General features: G+C 62.9%; 19 protein-coding genes. 3 read left to right on the top strand and 16 right to left on the bottom strand.

All coding sequences use genetic code 11. From position 1 onward, the window contains the following. Window positions 1–237 precede the first annotated feature (237 nt). From osmF to NKJ37_RS19580, 16 genes are all read right to left on the bottom strand, one after another. The gene (osmF, locus tag NKJ37_RS19655) at window positions 238–1149 is read right to left on the bottom strand and encodes a glycine betaine ABC transporter substrate-binding protein OsmF (RefSeq protein ID WP_128305719.1); all 912 of its coding nucleotides are present in this window, start codon (window positions 1147–1149) and stop codon (window positions 238–240) included. A gap of 174 nt (window positions 1150–1323) precedes the next feature. Beyond that, window positions 1324–2541 (bottom strand): MFS transporter, encoded by a 1218-nt coding sequence (locus NKJ37_RS19650; RefSeq protein ID WP_128305718.1) that lies wholly within the window; start codon window positions 2539–2541, stop codon window positions 1324–1326. After that, entirely contained in the window at window positions 2538–3038 is a 501-nt protein-coding gene (gene nusB / locus NKJ37_RS19645; protein ID WP_023798402.1) for a transcription antitermination factor NusB, read from the bottom strand. The genes NKJ37_RS19650 and nusB overlap by 4 nt, the downstream gene beginning before the upstream one ends. After that, on the bottom strand, window positions 3035–3529 hold the full coding sequence (gene ribH / locus NKJ37_RS19640; protein WP_128305717.1) for a 6,7-dimethyl-8-ribityllumazine synthase: 495 nt from the start codon (window positions 3527–3529) through the stop codon (window positions 3035–3037). Before ribH ends, nusB begins: the two co-directional genes overlap by 4 nt. Window positions 3530–3636: 107 nt before the next feature. Beyond that, a complete protein-coding gene (locus NKJ37_RS19635) occupies window positions 3637–3798 on the bottom strand; it encodes a type II toxin -antitoxin system TacA 1-like antitoxin (RefSeq protein WP_128305716.1) in 162 nt (53 codons plus the stop codon). Between the two features lie 40 nt (window positions 3799–3838). Then, window positions 3839–4456, bottom strand: coding sequence for a riboflavin synthase (locus NKJ37_RS19630; protein ID WP_128305715.1), 618 nt, complete (start codon window positions 4454–4456; stop codon window positions 3839–3841). Next, the gene (gene ribD / locus NKJ37_RS19625) at window positions 4456–5571 is read right to left on the bottom strand and encodes a bifunctional diaminohydroxyphosphoribosylaminopyrimidine deaminase/5-amino-6-(5-phosphoribosylamino)uracil reductase RibD (RefSeq protein WP_128305714.1); all 1116 of its coding nucleotides are present in this window, start codon (window positions 5569–5571) and stop codon (window positions 4456–4458) included. Before ribD ends, NKJ37_RS19630 begins: the two co-directional genes overlap by 1 nt. Before the next feature lie 2 nt (window positions 5572–5573). Continuing rightward, entirely contained in the window at window positions 5574–6053 is a 480-nt protein-coding gene (gene nrdR / locus NKJ37_RS19620; protein WP_023810227.1) for a transcriptional regulator NrdR, read from the bottom strand. A gap of 174 nt (window positions 6054–6227) precedes the next feature. Then, complete coding sequence (locus NKJ37_RS19615) at window positions 6228–6878, bottom strand: hypothetical protein (RefSeq protein ID WP_352774723.1); 651 nt, start codon at window positions 6876–6878, stop codon at window positions 6228–6230. 76 nt (window positions 6879–6954) lie between these two features. After that, a complete protein-coding gene (glyA, locus tag NKJ37_RS19610) occupies window positions 6955–8268 on the bottom strand; it encodes a serine hydroxymethyltransferase (protein ID WP_023810225.1) in 1314 nt (437 codons plus the stop codon). A 174-nt stretch (window positions 8269–8442) separates the two neighbouring features. Next, window positions 8443–10089 (bottom strand): Na+/H+ antiporter, encoded by a 1647-nt coding sequence (locus NKJ37_RS19605; RefSeq protein WP_352611700.1) that lies wholly within the window; start codon window positions 10087–10089, stop codon window positions 8443–8445. 139 nt (window positions 10090–10228) lie between these two features. Beyond that, window positions 10229–11482: a L,D-transpeptidase family protein gene (locus tag NKJ37_RS19600; protein WP_352611699.1), complete on the bottom strand. Its 1254-nt coding sequence runs from the start codon at window positions 11480–11482 to the stop codon at window positions 10229–10231. 362 nt (window positions 11483–11844) lie between these two features. After that, window positions 11845–12243: a hypothetical protein gene (locus NKJ37_RS19595; protein WP_352556303.1), complete on the bottom strand. Its 399-nt coding sequence runs from the start codon at window positions 12241–12243 to the stop codon at window positions 11845–11847. A 176-nt stretch (window positions 12244–12419) separates the two neighbouring features. After that, window positions 12420–12935, bottom strand: a complete 516-nt coding sequence (gene ldtR, locus NKJ37_RS19590) for a transcriptional regulator LdtR (RefSeq protein ID WP_008875359.1) — start codon at window positions 12933–12935, stop codon at window positions 12420–12422. Between the two features lie 238 nt (window positions 12936–13173). Beyond that, window positions 13174–13596 carry a DUF6163 family protein gene (locus tag NKJ37_RS19585; protein WP_023810222.1) on the bottom strand — a complete coding sequence of 141 codons (423 nt, stop codon included), beginning with the start codon at window positions 13594–13596 and terminating at the stop codon, window positions 13174–13176. Continuing rightward, window positions 13593–14636 carry an enoyl-CoA hydratase/isomerase family protein gene (locus NKJ37_RS19580; RefSeq protein WP_127288842.1) on the bottom strand — a complete coding sequence of 348 codons (1044 nt, stop codon included), beginning with the start codon at window positions 14634–14636 and terminating at the stop codon, window positions 13593–13595. The genes NKJ37_RS19585 and NKJ37_RS19580 overlap by 4 nt, the downstream gene beginning before the upstream one ends. A gap of 247 nt (window positions 14637–14883) precedes the next feature. Between NKJ37_RS19580 and NKJ37_RS19575 the strand changes: the two genes are divergently transcribed. The 3 genes from NKJ37_RS19575 (at window position 14884) to NKJ37_RS19565 (ending at window position 17730) form a co-directional block, all read left to right on the top strand. Beyond that, complete coding sequence (locus NKJ37_RS19575) at window positions 14884–15660, top strand: DUF8605 domain-containing protein (protein WP_352556306.1); 777 nt, start codon at window positions 14884–14886, stop codon at window positions 15658–15660. Between the two features lie 87 nt (window positions 15661–15747). Next, window positions 15748–16779, top strand: coding sequence for a porphobilinogen synthase (hemB, locus tag NKJ37_RS19570; protein ID WP_352556308.1), 1032 nt, complete (start codon window positions 15748–15750; stop codon window positions 16777–16779). Between the two features lie 6 nt (window positions 16780–16785). Then, window positions 16786–17730 (top strand): cobaltochelatase CobT-related protein, encoded by a 945-nt coding sequence (locus tag NKJ37_RS19565; protein WP_352556310.1) that lies wholly within the window; start codon window positions 16786–16788, stop codon window positions 17728–17730. The last annotated feature ends 36 nt before the right edge of the window (window positions 17731–17766 follow it).

Raw genomic sequence — 17766 nt, 5'->3', positions numbered from 1 at the left:
ACGCGATATCCGATCTCCCCCCTTGCGGGGGAGACGGCCGGCAGGCCAGAGGGGGGTGTGAAGGATCGCCAACTTTCGGGTGTCGGCTTGTTCAGAAGCAACCCTGTCGAGGCACGCACCTTTGACGGGTTGGGAGGTCGGCGGGACAGCACCCCCCTCTGTCCTGCCGGACATCTCCCCCGCAAGGGGGGAGATCAGCAGCTTCCAGAGGGGGGTGCCTTGCACCGGTGTCACTGACTACTTCAAAAACCCGTTCTTCTTCAAAAAGTCCTCGGCGACGCCCTTGACCGGCTCGCCGCCGACCTGCACGCGACCGTTCAGCTCCTGCAGCGTGACGAGGTCGAGCTTGGCGAAGACCGGCTTCAGCAGCGTCTCGATCTCGGGATGTTCCTTCAGCACCGCTTCGCGGATGATCGGCGCCGGCTGGTAGACCGGCTGCACGCCCTTGTCGTCGTCGAGCACGACGAGGCCGGACGGTGCGATGCCGCCATCGGTGCCGTAGACCATGGCCGCGTTGGCGCCGTTGGTCTGGTTGGCGGCCGCTGCGATGGTTGCCGCCGTGTCGCCGCCCGAAAGGGTGATCAGTTGGTCCGGCTTCAGCGTGAAGCCATAGGTGGTCTGGAAAGCCGGAAGCGCAGCCGCCGAATTGACGAACTCGGCGGAAGCCGCCAGCACCACCTGACCGCCGCCCGCGACATATTTGCCGAAGTCGGTGAGCGTGGCAAGTTTGTTGGTCTCGGCGACTTCCTTGCGCAGCGCGATCGCCCAGGTGTTGTTTGCGGGCGACGGCGACAGCCAGACGATCTTGTTGGCGTCATAGTCGAGCTTCTTGGCCGTTTCATAGGCCTTGGCGGCGTCTTTCCAGACCGGGTCGTCGGCCTTTTCGAAGAAGAAAGCGGCGTTGCCGGTATATTCGGGATAGATGTCGATCTCGCCGGCGGTGATCGCCTTGCGCACCACCGGCGTGCCACCGAGCTGGATACGGTCCGATGTCTTGATGTTGTTGGCGTTGAGCACGAGCTGGATGATGTTGCCGAGCACGCCGCCCTCTGTGTCGATCTTGGAAGAGACAACCACCTGGGCATTGGCGGTAGCCACCGTAATGCCGAGCGCCAATGCCGCGCCGGCCAGAAACTTGACTGAAAACATTGTGAAACCCCTTGCTATGAACCGAAACGCGGTGACCGCATATGAGCATGGCTTCAACGGCCAGTCGGGGCACACGGTTTCATAACAATAGGTACAGACGCAATATTTTGTTACGGAGCGGTAAATTCGACCGACATCGTGCTGACAGCGCCGTCAGGTGAAACGGCGGATGGATCAGGCTTCGGCTTTGCGCAAGCTCGTCAGCTTGAGCGCGCCGAGCGCCACGAAGCACAGGACGGTGACCGGAAAGACTATCCAGTTCAGCATCTCCCAGCCCCAGGCATTGTAGACCATGCCCGACATCAGCGAGGCGCAGGCGACGGAGCCGAACAGGACGAAGTCGTGGAAGCCTTGCACCTTGCCCTTTTCCGACGGCCGGTAGGTGGCGGCCACCATCGCGGTCGCGCCAATGAAGCCGAAGTTCCAGCCAAGGCCTAGCAGGATCAGCGACGTCCAGAACTGCCACAGCGCCAGGCCCGACAGAGCGACAATGGCGCAGCCGATGAGCAGGATCAGGCCGGTGGCCACAATGCGTTCGGCGCCGAAGCGATGGATCAGCGAGCCGGTGAAGAAGCTTGGCGCGAACATCGCCATGACGTGCCAGGAGATGCCGAGCGTCGCGTCGTTCTCCGACAGGCCGCAACCGACCATGGCCAGCGGTGCGCCCGTCATGACGAAGCTCATCAGCGCATAGCTGCCAACCGCGCAGAAAAGCGCGGCGACGAAACGCGGCTGCGTGACGATTTCAGCCAGCGGCCTGGCGTCGCTGTCGGCGATCTCCACCTTGCCGGATGCTTTCGTCGGCAGCCGCAGGAACGACAGGATGATGGCGCCGACCGCTGCCAGCGGCAGGATGGAGACGAACGAACCGGCAAACATGACCGGCGCAAGCAATTCGCGGGTGAAGATGACGATCTGCGGTCCGAGGATGGCGGTGACGATGCCGCCGGCCAGCACGAAGGAGATGGCGCGCGCCTTGAATTCAGGCGGTGCGTTGTCGGCGGCGGCGAAGCGGAACTGCTGGACGAAGGCGCCGCCGACACCGATCGTGAGCAAGCCAAAGGCAAACAGCCAGAAGCTGCCTTGAAAAAGCGCTAGCGTGGCGATCAGGCCACCGAGCGCCGTGACGATCGTGCCGGTCATGAAACCGCCGCGCTGGCCCATACTACGGATGATAGCCGCCGCAGGCAGCGCGCCGAGCGCCACGCCGATGTTGAAGCCGGTGATCGGCGCTGTCGCCAATGATTTGTCGGGACCAAGCAGATATTGCCCGGCCAGCGCCCCCACGGAGATGGCGATGGGGGCCGCCGAGCCGATGATCGCCTGCGAGGCGGCGAGGATCAAAGCGGTGCGGCGCGCCTCCTGACCAGCCTCGAAGGCGATGGCCGTCATGATGCGTCCTTGCCGCGCCCTTCGCCACGCACCCGGCGTGACACACGGTCGAGCACGGCATTGACCAGCTTCGGCTCGTCCTCCTCGTAGAAGGCCTTGGCGATGTCGACATATTCGGAGACGATGACCGCGACGGGGACATCCTCGCGCTTCATCAACTCGTAGACGCCGGCACGCAGAATGGCACGCAGCGTCGAATCGAGCCGCGACAATGGCCAGTCCTCGGTCAGCGCCTGGCGGATGATCGGATCGATGGTCTTCTGGTTCTCGACGACACCCGCCAGAATAGCGCGAAACCATTGCGCATCGGCCTCGCGGTAGAGCGCACCGTCGACTTCCTTGCCAAGGCGAAACGCCTCGTATTCGGCGGTGATCTCGAAGACGCCGCTACCGGCCACATCCATCTGGTAGAGCGCCTGTACGGCGGCCAGACGGGCAGCACCGCGCTTGTTGGCGTGGCGCACCGCAGGCTGGCCGGGCGAAGCGGGTTCGCTCACGATCGCGCTCCCAATTGTTCTTTGAGGGCGATCATGGTCAGCGCCGCACGCGCCGCGAAACCACCCTTGTCACCCTCCGAGCGCTTGGCCCGCGTCCACGCCTGTGCGTCGTTCTCGGTGGTGAGGATGCCATTGCCTATGCAGACCGAGTCCTGCACGCTCAAATCCATGAGCGCGCGGCTGGATTCATTGGCGACAATGTCGAAATGATAGGTGTCGCCGCGGACGACGGTGCCGAGCGCGACAAAGCCGTCATAACTCGTGCCGCCTTCCGTCGCGCCGTCCAACGCGAAGGTAATCACCGCGGGGATCTCGAGCGAACCTGGAACGGTGACGACATCATAAGTCGCGCCCGCTTCATCGAGCGCGCTTGTCGCGCCATCGAGCAGCGCGTCGGCAAGGTCGTCGTGAAAGCGCGCTTCGACAATGAGCAGATGCGCCTTCGCCTTCGGACGAATGAAGGCTTTGCCGTGTTGGGATGTACCAGCCATAAAAGTCTCCGGGGAGTTGCCGGTGACTTAGGCCGAAGCCGGGTTCATCGCAAGCGGAAGATTGTCCACGTTGCCGAAGGTCCGCAGAACTTATTGGTTTCCAGTGCTCACACGCCTGTATTGTGACGGTAGCCACGCACGGTATCGCGCAGACGATCGTTCACCGATCGAGGATTGATCAAGGCTTCAACGAAGACTCTGCTGTCGTTGACGGACAGATCAAACCGCGAGTGTTCTTCGGTGTTCACACCGGTCTGTGTCTCACGCATCGGCTTTTTGCCTGCGTGGAATTGACTCTGTTCTTGGTCATCAAAGCCCCCCTTTCGCGGCCTCCACCAGCCGCGCCGCGTAGCGGGCCATGGTGTCGATCTCGAGATTGACGCGGTCACCGACCTTGCGCTCGCCCCAGGTGGTCACGGTCAGCGAGTGGTGGATCAAAAGTACGTCGAAGCGCATGCCTTCGACCTTGTTGACGGTGAGCGAGGTGCCGTCGAGCGCGACGGAGCCCTTGGGCGCGATGAACTTCGCCAGGTCGCGCGGCGCCTCCAGCGTGAAGCGCACGGCGTCACCCTCATCCTTGCGCTCGACGATCTCGGCCATGCCGTCGACATGACCCGAAACGATGTGACCGCCGAGCTCGTCGCCAATCTTCAGCGCCCGCTCCAGATTGATCCGCGTGCCCGATTTCCACCCCATCGCCGTCGTCAGCCTGAGCGCCTCTTCCCAGGCCTCGACCTCGAACCAGCGCGCGTTCGAGCCGCTGTCGGGCAAGCCCGTAACCGTCAGGCAGACGCCGCCGCAGGAAATCGAGGCGCCGATGGCGATGGTCTGCGGGTCATAGGCGGTGTCGATGCGCAACCCCACCCCTTCCCTGAGCGGCTTGACGGAAGCGACAGTGCCGACATCGGTGACAATCCCGGTAAACATCAGATATCCCTTATCCACTCGGCGTAGCTGTCTTCGCCGAAACGCATGTCGCGCAGTTTGCGAAATCCTGCCGGGATATGGTCGGCGTCGATCGGCGATGCAATGCCGTCGTCGCCGATCGCTTCCGGCCCCTGGAACAACACAATGCGGTCGACCAGCCCATCGGCCAGGAAGGCGCTCGCCACCTTGGCGCCGCCCTCGACCAGCACGCTGCCCATGCCGAGCGCGGCCAGATCCTCGAGCAGTTCCGGCAGAGCGATGCCGCCCTCATGTGTTTCAGTGCCGATGAAGCGCACGCCTGCGCGGTCGAGTGCTGCCCGCCGCAGCGGATCGGCCTCCAGGCAGGCGGCGACATAGAGCGGCACCCGGTCAACGCCCGAAACCAGCTTCGAGGCCTCCGGCAACCGGATCTGGCGGTCGAGCACGATGCGGGCAGGCGAACGGTTCTCCAGCCCCGGCAAACGCACCGTCAGGGCCGGATCATCCTCAAGGGCCGTCCCGATACCAACCAGTATGCCATCCGCCTCGGCCCGCATCAGATACACTTCGCGGCGCGCGATATCTCCGGTGATCGACACCTGCCCACCGCCTTCCCTGCCGATCTTGCCGTCGCTGGAAAGCGCAAGCTTGAGAATCACTTCCGGGCGTTTTCTCAATGATCGGATCAAATAGCCGGCCATCTGCTCGGCGGCTTGCTCGGCCAACACCTTCTCGACCACCTCGACACCGGCGGCACGCAGGATCGCGTAACCCTTGCCGGATACGCGCGAATCGGGATCGCTGGCCGCACCGACGACGCGTGCGACACCGGCATTGACCAGCGCATTGGCGCAAGGCGGCGTGCGGCCGTGATGGGCGCAAGGCTCCAGCGTGACGTAAGCGGTGGCGCCGCGCGCGAGGTCGCCGGCCTCGGCCAAGGCCTCGGTCTCGGCATGCGGGCGGCCGCCGACAGCGGTGACGCCGGTGCCGACGATCATCGGGCCATTGCCGTCATCGCGTACGATCAGCGTGCCGACGGAGGGGTTGGTCCCGGTGCGCCCGGCATTTTTTCGCGACAGTCTGAGTGCCGCCGCCATGAAGCGGCGATCAAGGGCGGCCTGTTCGCTTGCAGTCATGCTCAGCTGGCTTCCTCTTCACCCTTGATTTCGTCGCCCTTGAGCTCGCCCAGCAGTTCGTGGAAATCCTTGGCCTCGCGAAAATTGCGGTAGACCGAGGCGAAACGCACATAGGCGACATCGTCGAGCGATTTCAGCGCTTCCATGACCAGCCGGCCGACTTCTCCCGAAGCAACCTCAGTCTCGCCGGAACTTTCGAGCTGGCGCACGATGCCGGTCACCGCGCGGTCGATGCGCTCGGGATCGACATTGCGTTTGCGCACGGCGATCTCCACCGAACGCAGCAGCTTGTCGCGGTCGAAGGGTACTTTGCGGCCCGATTTCTTGACCACGACGAGGTCGCGCAACTGCACGCGCTCGAAGGTGGTGAAGCGACCGCCGCAATCGGGGCAGACGCGCCGCCTGCGGATCGCCGCGCCATCCTCGGCGGGGCGCGAATCCTTCACCTGCGTATCTTCCGACTGGCAATAGGGACAGCGCATGGAGAAGCCTTTGGTTGGCGAATCTGGTGAAGCGAAAGGCTTAGAGGTTTTTGCAGCGATGGCAAAGTGTCGCCAACAGCCCCTCGCCCTTCAGAGCCCCTCGTCGCACAGAGATAGCGAGGCGCAAGCAGGATTGCCAGCCTCGCCAGGCAGCCGCACAGCGTACCGATGTCTTCAGGGAGCGACGTCGGCGGTCGGAAATCCGCATGATGTGCCGAGACTGCGATAGGCCTTGGTGAAGCCGTCCATGGATATGCTTCCGACCGGCGCGTCGCCGAAGAAGACGTCAAGCACCGATGCCCGCCGCATGGCGCGCAGGAGCGCCAGGCTGGTCTTGGCCTGATTGTCCACGGTCCAGCTGAGCCGGCCGTTGACGGCGCCATCGGAATGGAGTTTTGCGGCGACACGGCCCTTGTCGTCGTCGAAGGTGGCGGCGACGGACTTGCCGGCCGGCAGATCCTTGTTGTCGACGGCGATCGTTACGGACGGGTAGGCATCCGGCGGCAGTGCATCGCCGTTCGTGATGACGAGCGTCAAGGTACCGGGCACGCCGCCCGCGCCGATAAAGGCGGTCGAGGCAGCGCAGGTCTTGCGCAGATCCTCACCGGTGTCGACCTCGTCGACCAGGGTCGACCATCTGCCGAAAGTTTCGAGCTTGGGTGCCGCCTGGGCCGCCGCCGCCGGCTCGGCCTGAGGTGCGGGTTGCGCGGGCGCGGATTGAGCAGAGCCGGTTTGCGCCAAGGCGATGCCGGGGAAAGGCACGGCGATCAAAGCGGCCAGAGCGCCAACGGCGCCAAGGTCGGCGAAACGAAATGGTCGCATCATCAAGGCTCCTGCCGGCCGCCCCGGCCTGCTGCAACGACGCTTGTGGTTGCAGCAGGCGGTAAGACTTCCTATCGCGTCAGCCGAGATAGGGATAGAGCGGGAAACGATCGGTCAGCGCCACGACCTTGGCCTTGACCGCAGCTTCGACAGCGGCATTGCCCTCGTCGGAATTGGCGACCTTGAGACCGTCCAGCACTTCGGCGATCAGCTTGCCGATCTCGCGGAATTCGGCCTGGCCGAAGCCGCGCGTGGTGCCGGCCGGGGTGCCGAGACGCACGCCGGATGTGACGAAAGGCTTTTCCGGGTCGAACGGAATGCCGTTCTTGTTGCAGGTGATGTTGGCGCGGCCGAGCGCTGCCTCGGCGCGCTTGCCGGTGGCGTTCTTCGGGCGCAGATCGACCAGCATCAGATGGTTGTCGGTGCCGCCGGAGACGATGTCGAGACCGGTCTCCTTGAGGCTTGAGGCGAGCGCCTTGGCGTTGGCGGCAACGCTCTCGGCATAGACCTTGAAGCCTGGCTTCAGCGCTTCGCCGAAAGCGACAGCCTTGGCGGCGATGACATGCATCAGCGGGCCGCCCTGCAGGCCTGGGAACACCGCCGAATTCATCTTCTTGGCGATGTCCTCGTCATTGCACAGGATCATGCCGCCGCGCGGGCCGCGCAGCGATTTGTGCGTCGTGGTGGTCACGACATGGGCATGCGGCAGCGGCGACGGATGCACGCCGCCGGCGACCAGGCCGGCGATGTGCGCCATGTCGACCATCAGATAGGCGCCGACCGCATCGGCGATCTCGCGAAACCGCTTCCAGTCCCAGACGCGCGAATAGGCGGTGCCGCCGGCCAGGATCAGCTTCGGCTTGGTCTCGTGCGCGGTCTTCTCGATGGCGTCCATGTCGAGCAGATGGTCGTCCTGGCGCACGCCATAGGAGACGACCTTGAACCATTTGCCGCTCATGTTGACCGGCGAACCATGGGTCAGATGGCCGCCGGAATTGAGGTCGAGGCCCATGAACGTGTCGCCGGGCTGCAAGAGCGCCAGGAACACCGCCTGGTTCATCTGGCTGCCGGAATTCGGCTGGACGTTGGCGAAGTTGCAGCCGAACAGCTTCTTGGCGCGCTCGATGGCCAGTTCCTCGGCCACGTCGACGAACTGGCAGCCGCCATAGTAGCGCTTGCCCGGGTAGCCCTCGGCATATTTGTTGGTCATGATCGAGCCCTGCGCCTCAAGCACCGCGCGGGAAACAATGTTTTCCGAGGCGATCAGCTCGATCTCGTGACGCTGGCGACCGAGTTCGTTGCGGATGGCGCCGAAAATCTCCGGATCGGCATCGGCCAGCGTGGTTTCGAAGAAGGATTCGAATTTGTTCGACACTGCCGCTGCTGTTGCCATGGCCTGAAATCCTCGGGGTTCGGGGGCAATTTTCGATTTATGCAAGTCGTTGTCCCAACTGCACACTTTTGGGCGACCTGCATTTGCCGGGCCATTAACACAGTTGTTTTCGCCCCGCCACGTTTGCGGCGCGAAATTTGCTGGCCGGATTGCGCCAGCGAAGCCTTCAGGTCGCTATTTCCTCGCCTTGCGGCCTCTCAGCAAGGCCTCGGTGAGCGTGATCTCGGTAAACAGCGCCTGCGACGTGTGGTCGTTGATCTCGCCCCGGCGAAACATGGCGCGTACGGCCTCGCGCTCGGCTTCGATGCCCGCAAATCTCAGCTCGAGTTCCAGCCTTCCGGCTTCGCGCGCCTCAGCGCGGGCCTCATCGGCTTCGTCCGAGGCGGCGATGCGGCGCCGGTAGCCAGCGACGATGCTGTCGGCAGCGGCAAGCCTGGCGCCGGGCACATCGCCTCCCTCATCATCAGCGGCTCCGGCAATGCTCTCGATGCGCGCGATTGCCGCCTTGGCGGCGCCGACGCGCGCCAGGCGCTCCTCGGCGGCGCCGGCATCCTCACCGGGCTCGACCAGTCCCCTGGCGATCGTCGGCAGAGCGAGGCTGGCGATGACCAGCGAGCAGATGATGACGCCGGCGGCCAGAAAAATGACCAGGTCGCGCGCCGGAAACGGCGAGCCGTCCGGCATGGCGAGCGGCAGTGACAGGATGCCGGCCAGCGTAATGGCGCCGCGCACGCCGGCCACCGAACCGGCAAGCCGCACGCCCAACCCGAACGGCTCCACCTTGCGCTTGCCCAGACGCGCGGCGATGCCGGCCGCGATATCGCCCACCCAGATCCACAGGAAGCGCAACGCGATCAGGCACAGCGTCAGCGCGATGACGGTCGCGATCGGCTGGATGATCGGGTGCAGGCTCATGAGTTCCGGCGGCACATGGCGGATGATGTCGGGAAGCTGCAGGCCGAGCACGATGAAGAGAGCGCCGTTGAAAACGAAGGAAAGCGTCGTCCACAGCGACATCGTCTGCATGCGCGCCGAGACACCGAGGAAGCGAAACACGCCGGAGCCGCCGGTGAGCAGGCCGGCGGTGACAGCCGCCAGGATGCCGGAAGCTCCGACATGCTCGGCGCCGAGATAGGCGATGAAGGGCAGCAGGACCATCACCAGCACCTGCGCCTCGGCCGGCACGCCGCCGATGCGGTTGAGCAGTTGCAGCAGCTTGGCGGCGACGAACAACGCCGCCACGCCGATCAGGATGCCGACAGCCACGGCATAGAGGAAACTGAGCGAAGCCGCGACAAAGGAAAAGCTGCCGGTCAGCGCCGCTGCCACGGCAAAGCGGAACATGACGAGGCCCGAAGCATCGTTGAGCAGCGACTCGCCTTCGAGGATGTGCATCAGCCGCGCCGGAACGACATTCTTGTCGACGATCGAGGACACGGCCACCGCGTCGGTCGGCGACAGCACCGCGGCAAGCGCAAAAGCGACCACCAGCGGGATGCTCGGCACCAGCCAGTGCAAGGCGTAGCCGAAGCCGACGATGGTGAAGAAGACCAGCCCTATGGCCAGATCCAGGATCGGTCCGCGCAGCGCCATCAGTTCACGCTTCGGTGCGCCATAGGCATCGCCGAACAGCAGCGGCGGAATGAACACCAGCAGAAACAGTTCCGGATTGATCTCGACATGGATGCCGCGCACCGGCCAGGCGAGCGCGGCACCGATCGCAATCTGCAGCACCGGCAACGGCACCCGCACCAGGCGAACCAGAGCGCCGGAAAGCGCCACGAAGACGAGCACGACCAGAATGAAGACGGCGACTTCCATGGTCCGGTTCCAGGCTTTCCGCCGACCATGCGCAAAGCCGGCCGATCCGTCCAGCCGCCCGTCCCGTGAAAACGCCGCGGCACCCAATCAATAAAAAGGCCGCCCTGAGAGGCGGCCTTTTTAGATAAGAATCAAACGCTTACAGCGCAGACGTGATCTGCAGTTCGTTGTTGCCGTCAAGCGCGTAGACGTCGTCGCGGAACTGCACGACACCCGGACCGGTCGACCAGGCCGAGAGATAGAGAAAGTGGACCGGCACCGGATTGGTGACCTGGATCGGCGTGTTTTCACCGGTCTTGATCGCCGCCTCGAAATGCTGGCGGTCCCAGCCGGGCGTGTCACGCAGGATCCAGGTGACGAGGTCGCGCACATTCTGCACGCGCACGCAGCCCGAGGAATCGAAACGCAACATCTTGCCGAACAGGCTCTGCTGCGGCGTGTCGTGCATGTAGACGCCGTCAGGGCTCGGGAAATTGATCTTCACCGAGGCCATGGCGTTTTCCGAGCCGGGATCCTGGCGGAAACGGTACTTGGCGGCGTCGTCGGTCGACCAGTCCACATTCATCGGATCGACTTCGCTGCCATCGGGCGCGAACAGGCGGATGTGGCTGTTCTTGAGATAATCGGGATTTTTCCGCATCAGCGGAATGATGTCCTTGCGCACGATCGAGACGGGCGCATTCCAGTATGGATTGACGATGATCTCGTTGATCTTGGAATTGACGATCGGCGTCTGCCGGTCGATCTTGCCGACGATCGCGGTGTGGCGAAGCACGACACGGTCGTTCTCGACCGCTTCGACCTGCGCTGCCGGAATGTCGACCAGCACGTAACGGCTGCCCAGCGTGCCGGCCTTCTCGCGCAGCCGCTGCAGATTGGTCTGCAGCTGGCCGAGCCGGATCTGCGCCGAAACGTTCATCGCCGCATAGGTGTATTTGCCGAGCGCACCATCGGCAGGCAGGCCGTGGCGCAGCTGGAAGCGCTTGACCGCCGAGTCGACATAGGAATCGAAGGCCGTCGAAATGCCGGCGCTCTGCGACAGGTCGCCGGAAACCATCAGCCGCTTGCGCAACGGCACCACATCCGGGTCGTCGACGCCAAGCTGCAGCTTCTTGGTTGCGGGAACTTCGACCCAGCCACCCTGCCCGACAATGTTCTGGTATTGCCCGACCGCCTGTTCCGTGAAGACGACGGTCTGCGGGCTGAAGATCGGCAGCGTCGAGGCCACCTTGCCGCCCTCGCTGGCGCGGGCGTCGAACTGGTCGTCCCAATTGCCGCGCGCCGAGGATTTCAGGATATCACCGATCACATCCTGCGCATTGGCGCCGCCGGCGACCACCGCGGCTGCGAGCGCGGAGGCTCCGGAGAGGAAAAAACGACGGCTGGTTCTCATGGACGTTCCAGACATTTGTAGCAGTTCGATCACTTGCTGCGTTGATCACCGGGCGATCTCGCCCGCACTGTAAAATTGGCAATCTTAACAATTAGCCAACCATGCTCCGTATCACCTTGGTGTGACAGCGCCCAGGCGCGATACGGATTGCGGGTGAACGCATGGTCTTCACACCAGCATCACTGCCACTCTCGGTTCCATTGGAATATGGCGGCAACGTGGCCTTGGCCCGCGATTTGCATCGGGCGCCGCAGCGAAATGAAAGGCCCGTGCTTTTTCGGTATCGATCGGCATCCTTGATCGCGTCAAGCAGACGGCGGTTCGGCCGCTCCACGAGACGCGCTGCCTATCCTCACGATCCCTCAGTGTGAGGTTTCAACCTTTGGGCCCGGACCTGGCTTCGCCTTCAATTCCGAACATCGTTGCAACACCTCATGCTGGGGGTAGCGCAGGACTTTGTTGTCCTCGAGTTTGAGCAGCAGCTCCCGCCTCTTGTCTGTGCTCTCGCCGTCCGTACACCTCATATCCAGGATGACGACATCCAGGCGGTTGATCTTCTGAACCTTGTCCAACGTGCAGCGGACCTCCCACATTTCCATTGCTTTGTCGGTAAACGTCACTATCGAGTCATTGTTGTCACAGGGCTCGCTGCCTTCCCCAGCGAAAGAATCCTTCCACCATTCCTCGGCAAAAGCCGTTTGCGAGACCAACAAAAGCACTGCGGCAACCGAGCAAATCTTCGTGCGTTTTCCCTCACCCATAACGCGCACCTCCAGGCCGTGACATTAGGCACTGCTGCAGCGAAAGCAAACCTGGCCGGATATTTGGGCTTTGGGATCAGGAAAAGAAAAGGCCGATGCCTCTCGGCACCGGCCCTGACTGAAGGTCGATATTTCGGCCGCGCTTCTGTGGCGCGGGCCGGATCCGATGCGACGCCTTACATCCGGTAGGCGATGGTGTCGTTCCAGAAGCGGTCGAGCCGCTGCAAAGCGCGGTTCATCTGCTTGAACTCGTCGGTGTTGATGCCGCCGACCTGTTCGATCGAGCCGACATGACGCTCGTAGAGGCCGGCAACGACCTCCGCCACCTCGTTGCCCTTCGGCGTCAGCGAGACACGGACCGAACGGCGGTCGATGCGCGAGCGCTGGTGGTTGATGAAGCCGAGATCGACCAGCTTCTTCAGATTATAGGAGACGTTCGAGCCGAGATAGTAGCCACGCGAGCGCAGCTCGCCGGCGGTCAGCTCGGAATTGCCGATATTGAACAGCAGCAGCGCCTGGATGGCATTGATGTCGGAACGGCCGTTGCGGTCGAATTCGTCCTTGATCACATCAAGCAGGCGGCGGTGCAGCCGCTCAACAAGCTGCAGCGATTCCATGTACAGGGAACGGATAGCCTCGCGGCGATCGTCGGATACGTTGGCGGTCTTCGCCGCCGGACGCGAATTGATCATTGTCTTTGCCTCTCGTTTGTCGCCCTGGTGATTTTTTGTTTTTCACCTTGATCGCGACACTATCGAATACTCATAAAATTCGACTTAAACGCTAGGGCTAACAAGAGCTTACCGGTAAGAGGTTTCGCAAGAGGCTTAACGAACGGTCACCCGAGCAAGGATAATTAACCTAAAGATTTCGGCAACGATTGCGGGGCTCATTCGAGGCGACAGCGGGGCCGCCAATGTGCTCAAGGGCTTAGTGGCGGACCGGGCGCTTCTGCAGGTAGATGACGACGCGGAAGACGATGTAGAGCACCGCCACCGCCGCATGCGAGACGACAATCAGCAAGCGATGGCCGAATAGCTCGGGAAAGCCGGCATACATGACCGTCTCGGTCACCGCGCAAATGAACCAGATCACCGGGCCCCAGGACGCCAGCATCCACAGGCCGGCAGCGGCAAAGGGGAAGAACACGGCGAGCACCACCGCCGCGACCTGCCAGTGCACGGGCATCAGGTCGAACCGCCACAGCGTACCCGGATAAAAGCCGATCAACCTGATCCAGTAGAGAATGCCGAACAGCAGGCAGTAGCCCGATATGACGCGCTGGAACCAGGCGAAGATCACCTCCACCCCGGAGGGCTGCAGCACGACGCGCCTCGAGGTCACCTCGCTCATATCAAGAGTTCCCGTTCGCCGAGCGGAGCGAAATAGGCATCGACATCCGCTTCGCTGACCGCAGCGAGGCTTGCCGGCCGCCATTGCGGCTTCGAGCCCTTGTCGATGATGGCGGCGCGGATACCTTCGTAGAAATCATGGCCGGCGAGCATCCGGTTGAGGATGCGGAACTCCATTTTCATGCAGGCTTCCATGGACAGCGTCAGTCCGGCGCTGATCTGCCGCCAGGCGACGCGCAGGCTGGTCGGCGAGCGGGTGCGGATCGTCGCCAGTGTCTTTGCCGCGAACTCGTCGGCGGCGGCCGCACGCTCGAGGCTGTCGATGACGCGGTTCAGGGACGGTTGCGAAAAATGGCGGACAATCGCCTCCAGCGTCGGCCTGTCGGTTTCTCGCCTTGCCTGCACGAAGAAGCCGCGCAGCACCGATTCCGGATCGCCGGTCAGCGCCAGGCGGTCGAGGAAGCCAGCCTGGTCCTCGGCCTTGATGGTATGGGTGGCCAGCCCCGACCACAGCGCATCGCCATAGCGGATGCGATTGCCGGTCAGCGCCAGATACATACCGAAGGAGCCGCCGAGGTCAGGCAGCAGGTGGCTGGCGCCAACATCCGGAAAGAAGCCGATGCCGACTTCCGGCATGGCAAATTGGGCATTCTCGGTCATCACCCGGTGCGAGCCGTGGAAGGAGATGCCGACACCACCGCCCATGACGATGCCGTCAATCAGGGCCACGTAAGGTTTCCTATAACTGTTGATGCGGGCGTTGAGGCGATATTCGTCGGCGAAGAACTCGACCGGCGGTTTTCCCGCCCGGCCTGTCTCATAGACATGCAGGATATCGCCGCCGGCCGAAAAGGCCCTGCCCTCTGCCTTGACGACGATGACGTCGATGCCCTGGTCGGCCTCCCAGGCGGAAAGAGCAGCGTCGAGCGCCCCGATCATGCGGTGCGTCAAGGCATTGAGCGCCTGCGGCCGCGTCAAGGTGACGACGCCGGCCCGGCCCAGATGTTCGAAGCGGATCTCGTCGCCTCCGCCAAAATCCATCGTGAAGAATCCCTCCCCCGGCCGCCGGGACTGAAGTGCTAAAGCGTGGCGCATGGGTGCGTCAATGGCGAGCACACCGGTGCAAGCTCTGGCCCGGACCAGGAGCCGGTACTAAAAATCGAGCTGCAATACTGAAAAACTGGATAGAGTTCATTGCAGCGCAGCTCTGGCGGGTCTTCGAACGGGACGATTGGTTATGACTCGATTTTCACGCTTTGCGCCGGTGGCAATTGGGCTGAGCATCTGCTTGGCTGTTCACCCTGTCATGGCGGGGACTTTGGAAGACCTCTACAGTTCGCAGACCATCGTCAACGGCAAGTACGAGAAAAACCGGCAGGCCGGCTTCAAGCGCTGTCTCGACGCGGTTCTGGTCCGGGTTTCCGGCGATCAGCGCCTGCCGGCGAAACCGGAGATGGCGGCACTGCGCGACAAGGCCGGCAGCTTCGTTGCCAGCTTTAGTTACCGCGACCGCATGGAAGGCATTCCCAACCATGACGATCAGGGCACGTACGATCGGCCCCATAATCTTTACTGCCAGTACAAGCCTGCTGACATCGACCCGGTGCTGGCGTCGCTCGGCAGCAGGCCGTGGCTGACCGAGCGGCCACGGCTGGCGGTGTTTTTGGCAACCGAACGCGGCACCCAGCATTTCGCGCTCGAAGCAGATGACGAGCGCGGCGTGTTGATGCGCGAATCGTTCGGCAATGCCGCAGCCCCGCTGGCCATGCAGGTGACTTTTCCCACGGCAGCACAGCTGTCGCGGGCCGGATTGGCCGATCAGGCGCTTCGTAACGCCGAGATGGCGAAGCTCGACACCATTGCGAAAAAGGCCGGCGCCGATCAGGCACTTTTGGGCAGCCTCGTCTGGAGCGACAAGGAGTTCGGCTGGATCGCCGACTGGCGGCTGGCCACGGCCGGCAAGACCTACATCTGGCAGGTGCGCGGTGTCAGCTTCGATGAGGCCTTCCGCGTTGCTATCAAGGGCGCGACGCAGATCCTGTCGGGCAATGGGCAGCCCGAATAGGCCTCGACCGGATCGCTGGCACAAACGTGTCGCATTGGTCAGCGGCAAAGGGTCGTGGTAAAAAGCCGCCGAACGAGAGTATTGGCGATGAACAAATTCACCCCCGCAAAGCCCGCCGGCGCGCGCGGCGTCGACGAGATCACCGGCAGCCGCCGTCTGCGCCGCATGCGCAAGGCCGACTGGTCGCGCCGCCTCGTGCAGGAGAACAGGCTTTCGGTCGACGATCTGATCTGGCCGATCTTCGTCGTTGACGGCAAGAATATCCGCGAGCCGATCGCCGCCATGCCCGGCGTCTTCCGCCTGTCGATCGATCTCGCCGTCAAAGAGGCCGAGCGCGCGGCAAAACTCGGCATTCCGGCACTCGCCACCTTCCCCAATGTGGACATCTCGCTGCGCGACCAGACCGGCTCGCACATCCTCGATCCCAACAATGTCATCAACCGCGCCACCCGTGCGATCAAGGATGTAGTGCCGCAGATCGGCATCATCACCGACGCCGCGCTCGACCCGTTCACCAGCCACGGCCATGACGGCATCCTGCGCGACGGCATCATCGTCAACGACGAGACAGTGGAACAGGTGACCGCCGCTGCTGTCATCCAGGCGGCCGCCGGTGCCGACATCATCGCGCCGTCCGACATGATGGACGGCCGCATCGGCGCCATCCGGGACGCGCTTGACGCCAATGGTTTTCAGGACGTCGCGATCATGTCCTATGCGACCAAATTCGCTTCGGCCTTCTACGGCCCCTATCGCGAGGCGGTGGGCACCGCCGGCCTGCTCAAGGGCGACAAGAAGACCTATTACATCGACCATGCCAATTCCGACGAAGCGGTGAGAGAGGCCGAACAGGACATTGCCGAGGGCGCCGACATGCTGATGGTCAAGCCCGGCCTGCCCTATCTCGACATCATCCGACGGCTGAAAGACGAGTTCCAGATGCCGACCTTCGCCTACCAGGTGTCGGGCGAATATTCGATGATCAAGGCGGCAGGCGCCAATGGCTGGATCGACGGCGAGAAGGCAATGCTGGAATCGCTGCTCGCCTTCAAGCGCGCCGGCTGCGACGGCATCTTGACCTATTTCGCGCCCGAAGTGGCGGAACTGCTGAAGGGATAGCCGACATTGCTGCGAAGGCTGGGCAAGCATTTCAGATCATTGTTTGTCCCCGTGCCACGCGGCGACACTGCTACGCCCGGCTATCACGCCTACGTCACGCTCCATGACTGGATTGTGCCGAGCCTAAAACTGTCAAACGCTATCGGGCAGCTTTCGGACAAACATAAATCCGCGGTCGAGGCGATATGGGCAGAGCTGGAGAGCGGCCTCGCCGGCTGGAGGACGAAGCATCTGATTCTGGCAGCGGATATTGCCACTGAAGTCCGGGATAGCGTATCGGCGCCTGACCGCGCTGATACGGTCGTCTCCATTCTCGTCGACCAGTCCGGATCGATGCGCGGCCAGAAAATGCTGTACGCGGCTGCTTCAGTCGACATTGCACAGGAGTTTCTGCGGACACTCGGCATAAAGGTCGATATCCTTGGGTTCACCACGCGCAATTGGCGCGGTGGGGAATCGCGGCGCATCTGGAATGAAGATGGCCGGCCCAAAAATCCGGGAAGGCTGAACGACCTGCTGCACATTATCTACCGGCAGGCCGACGACAGCCGTCAGAGCAGTTTGGGTCATGTTCTCAAGCCGATGTTACGGCCGGACCTTCCCAAGGAGAACATCGACGGCGAAGCCATCGAGTGGGCCGTTGGGCGTCTGCGAGAACGACCCGAGGCCCGTAAGGTTCTGCTTGTTGTCTCAGACGGAGCACCCGTTGACGACGCCACGCTGCTGGCAAATGGAGCGCACTATCTCCAAGACCATATTTTGCAGGTGATTGGGCAGGTTGAGGCAGCCGGAGATATCGAATTGCTGGCCGTTGGTCTGGGCTTTGCCGTCGACCGATACTACCGGACGTCGGCGCATTGCGAGGCGCCCGACGAGCTTGCCGGGACGGTGTTGTCCCTCTTGCGGGACCATTTGATCGCTAAACGGGACAGTAAAGTCGAGTTGAGCTGACAAGGCTGCACCCCGCCTTTCGTACCCCAGCGTTGC

Origin of the sequence: Mesorhizobium sp. M0140, assembly GCF_040322475.1 — a bacterium.
Taxonomy (GTDB): domain Bacteria; phylum Pseudomonadota; class Alphaproteobacteria; order Rhizobiales; family Rhizobiaceae; genus Mesorhizobium.
Note: the sequence above shows the minus strand (reverse complement) of the source record. Positions and strands in the feature narration are given on the sequence as shown.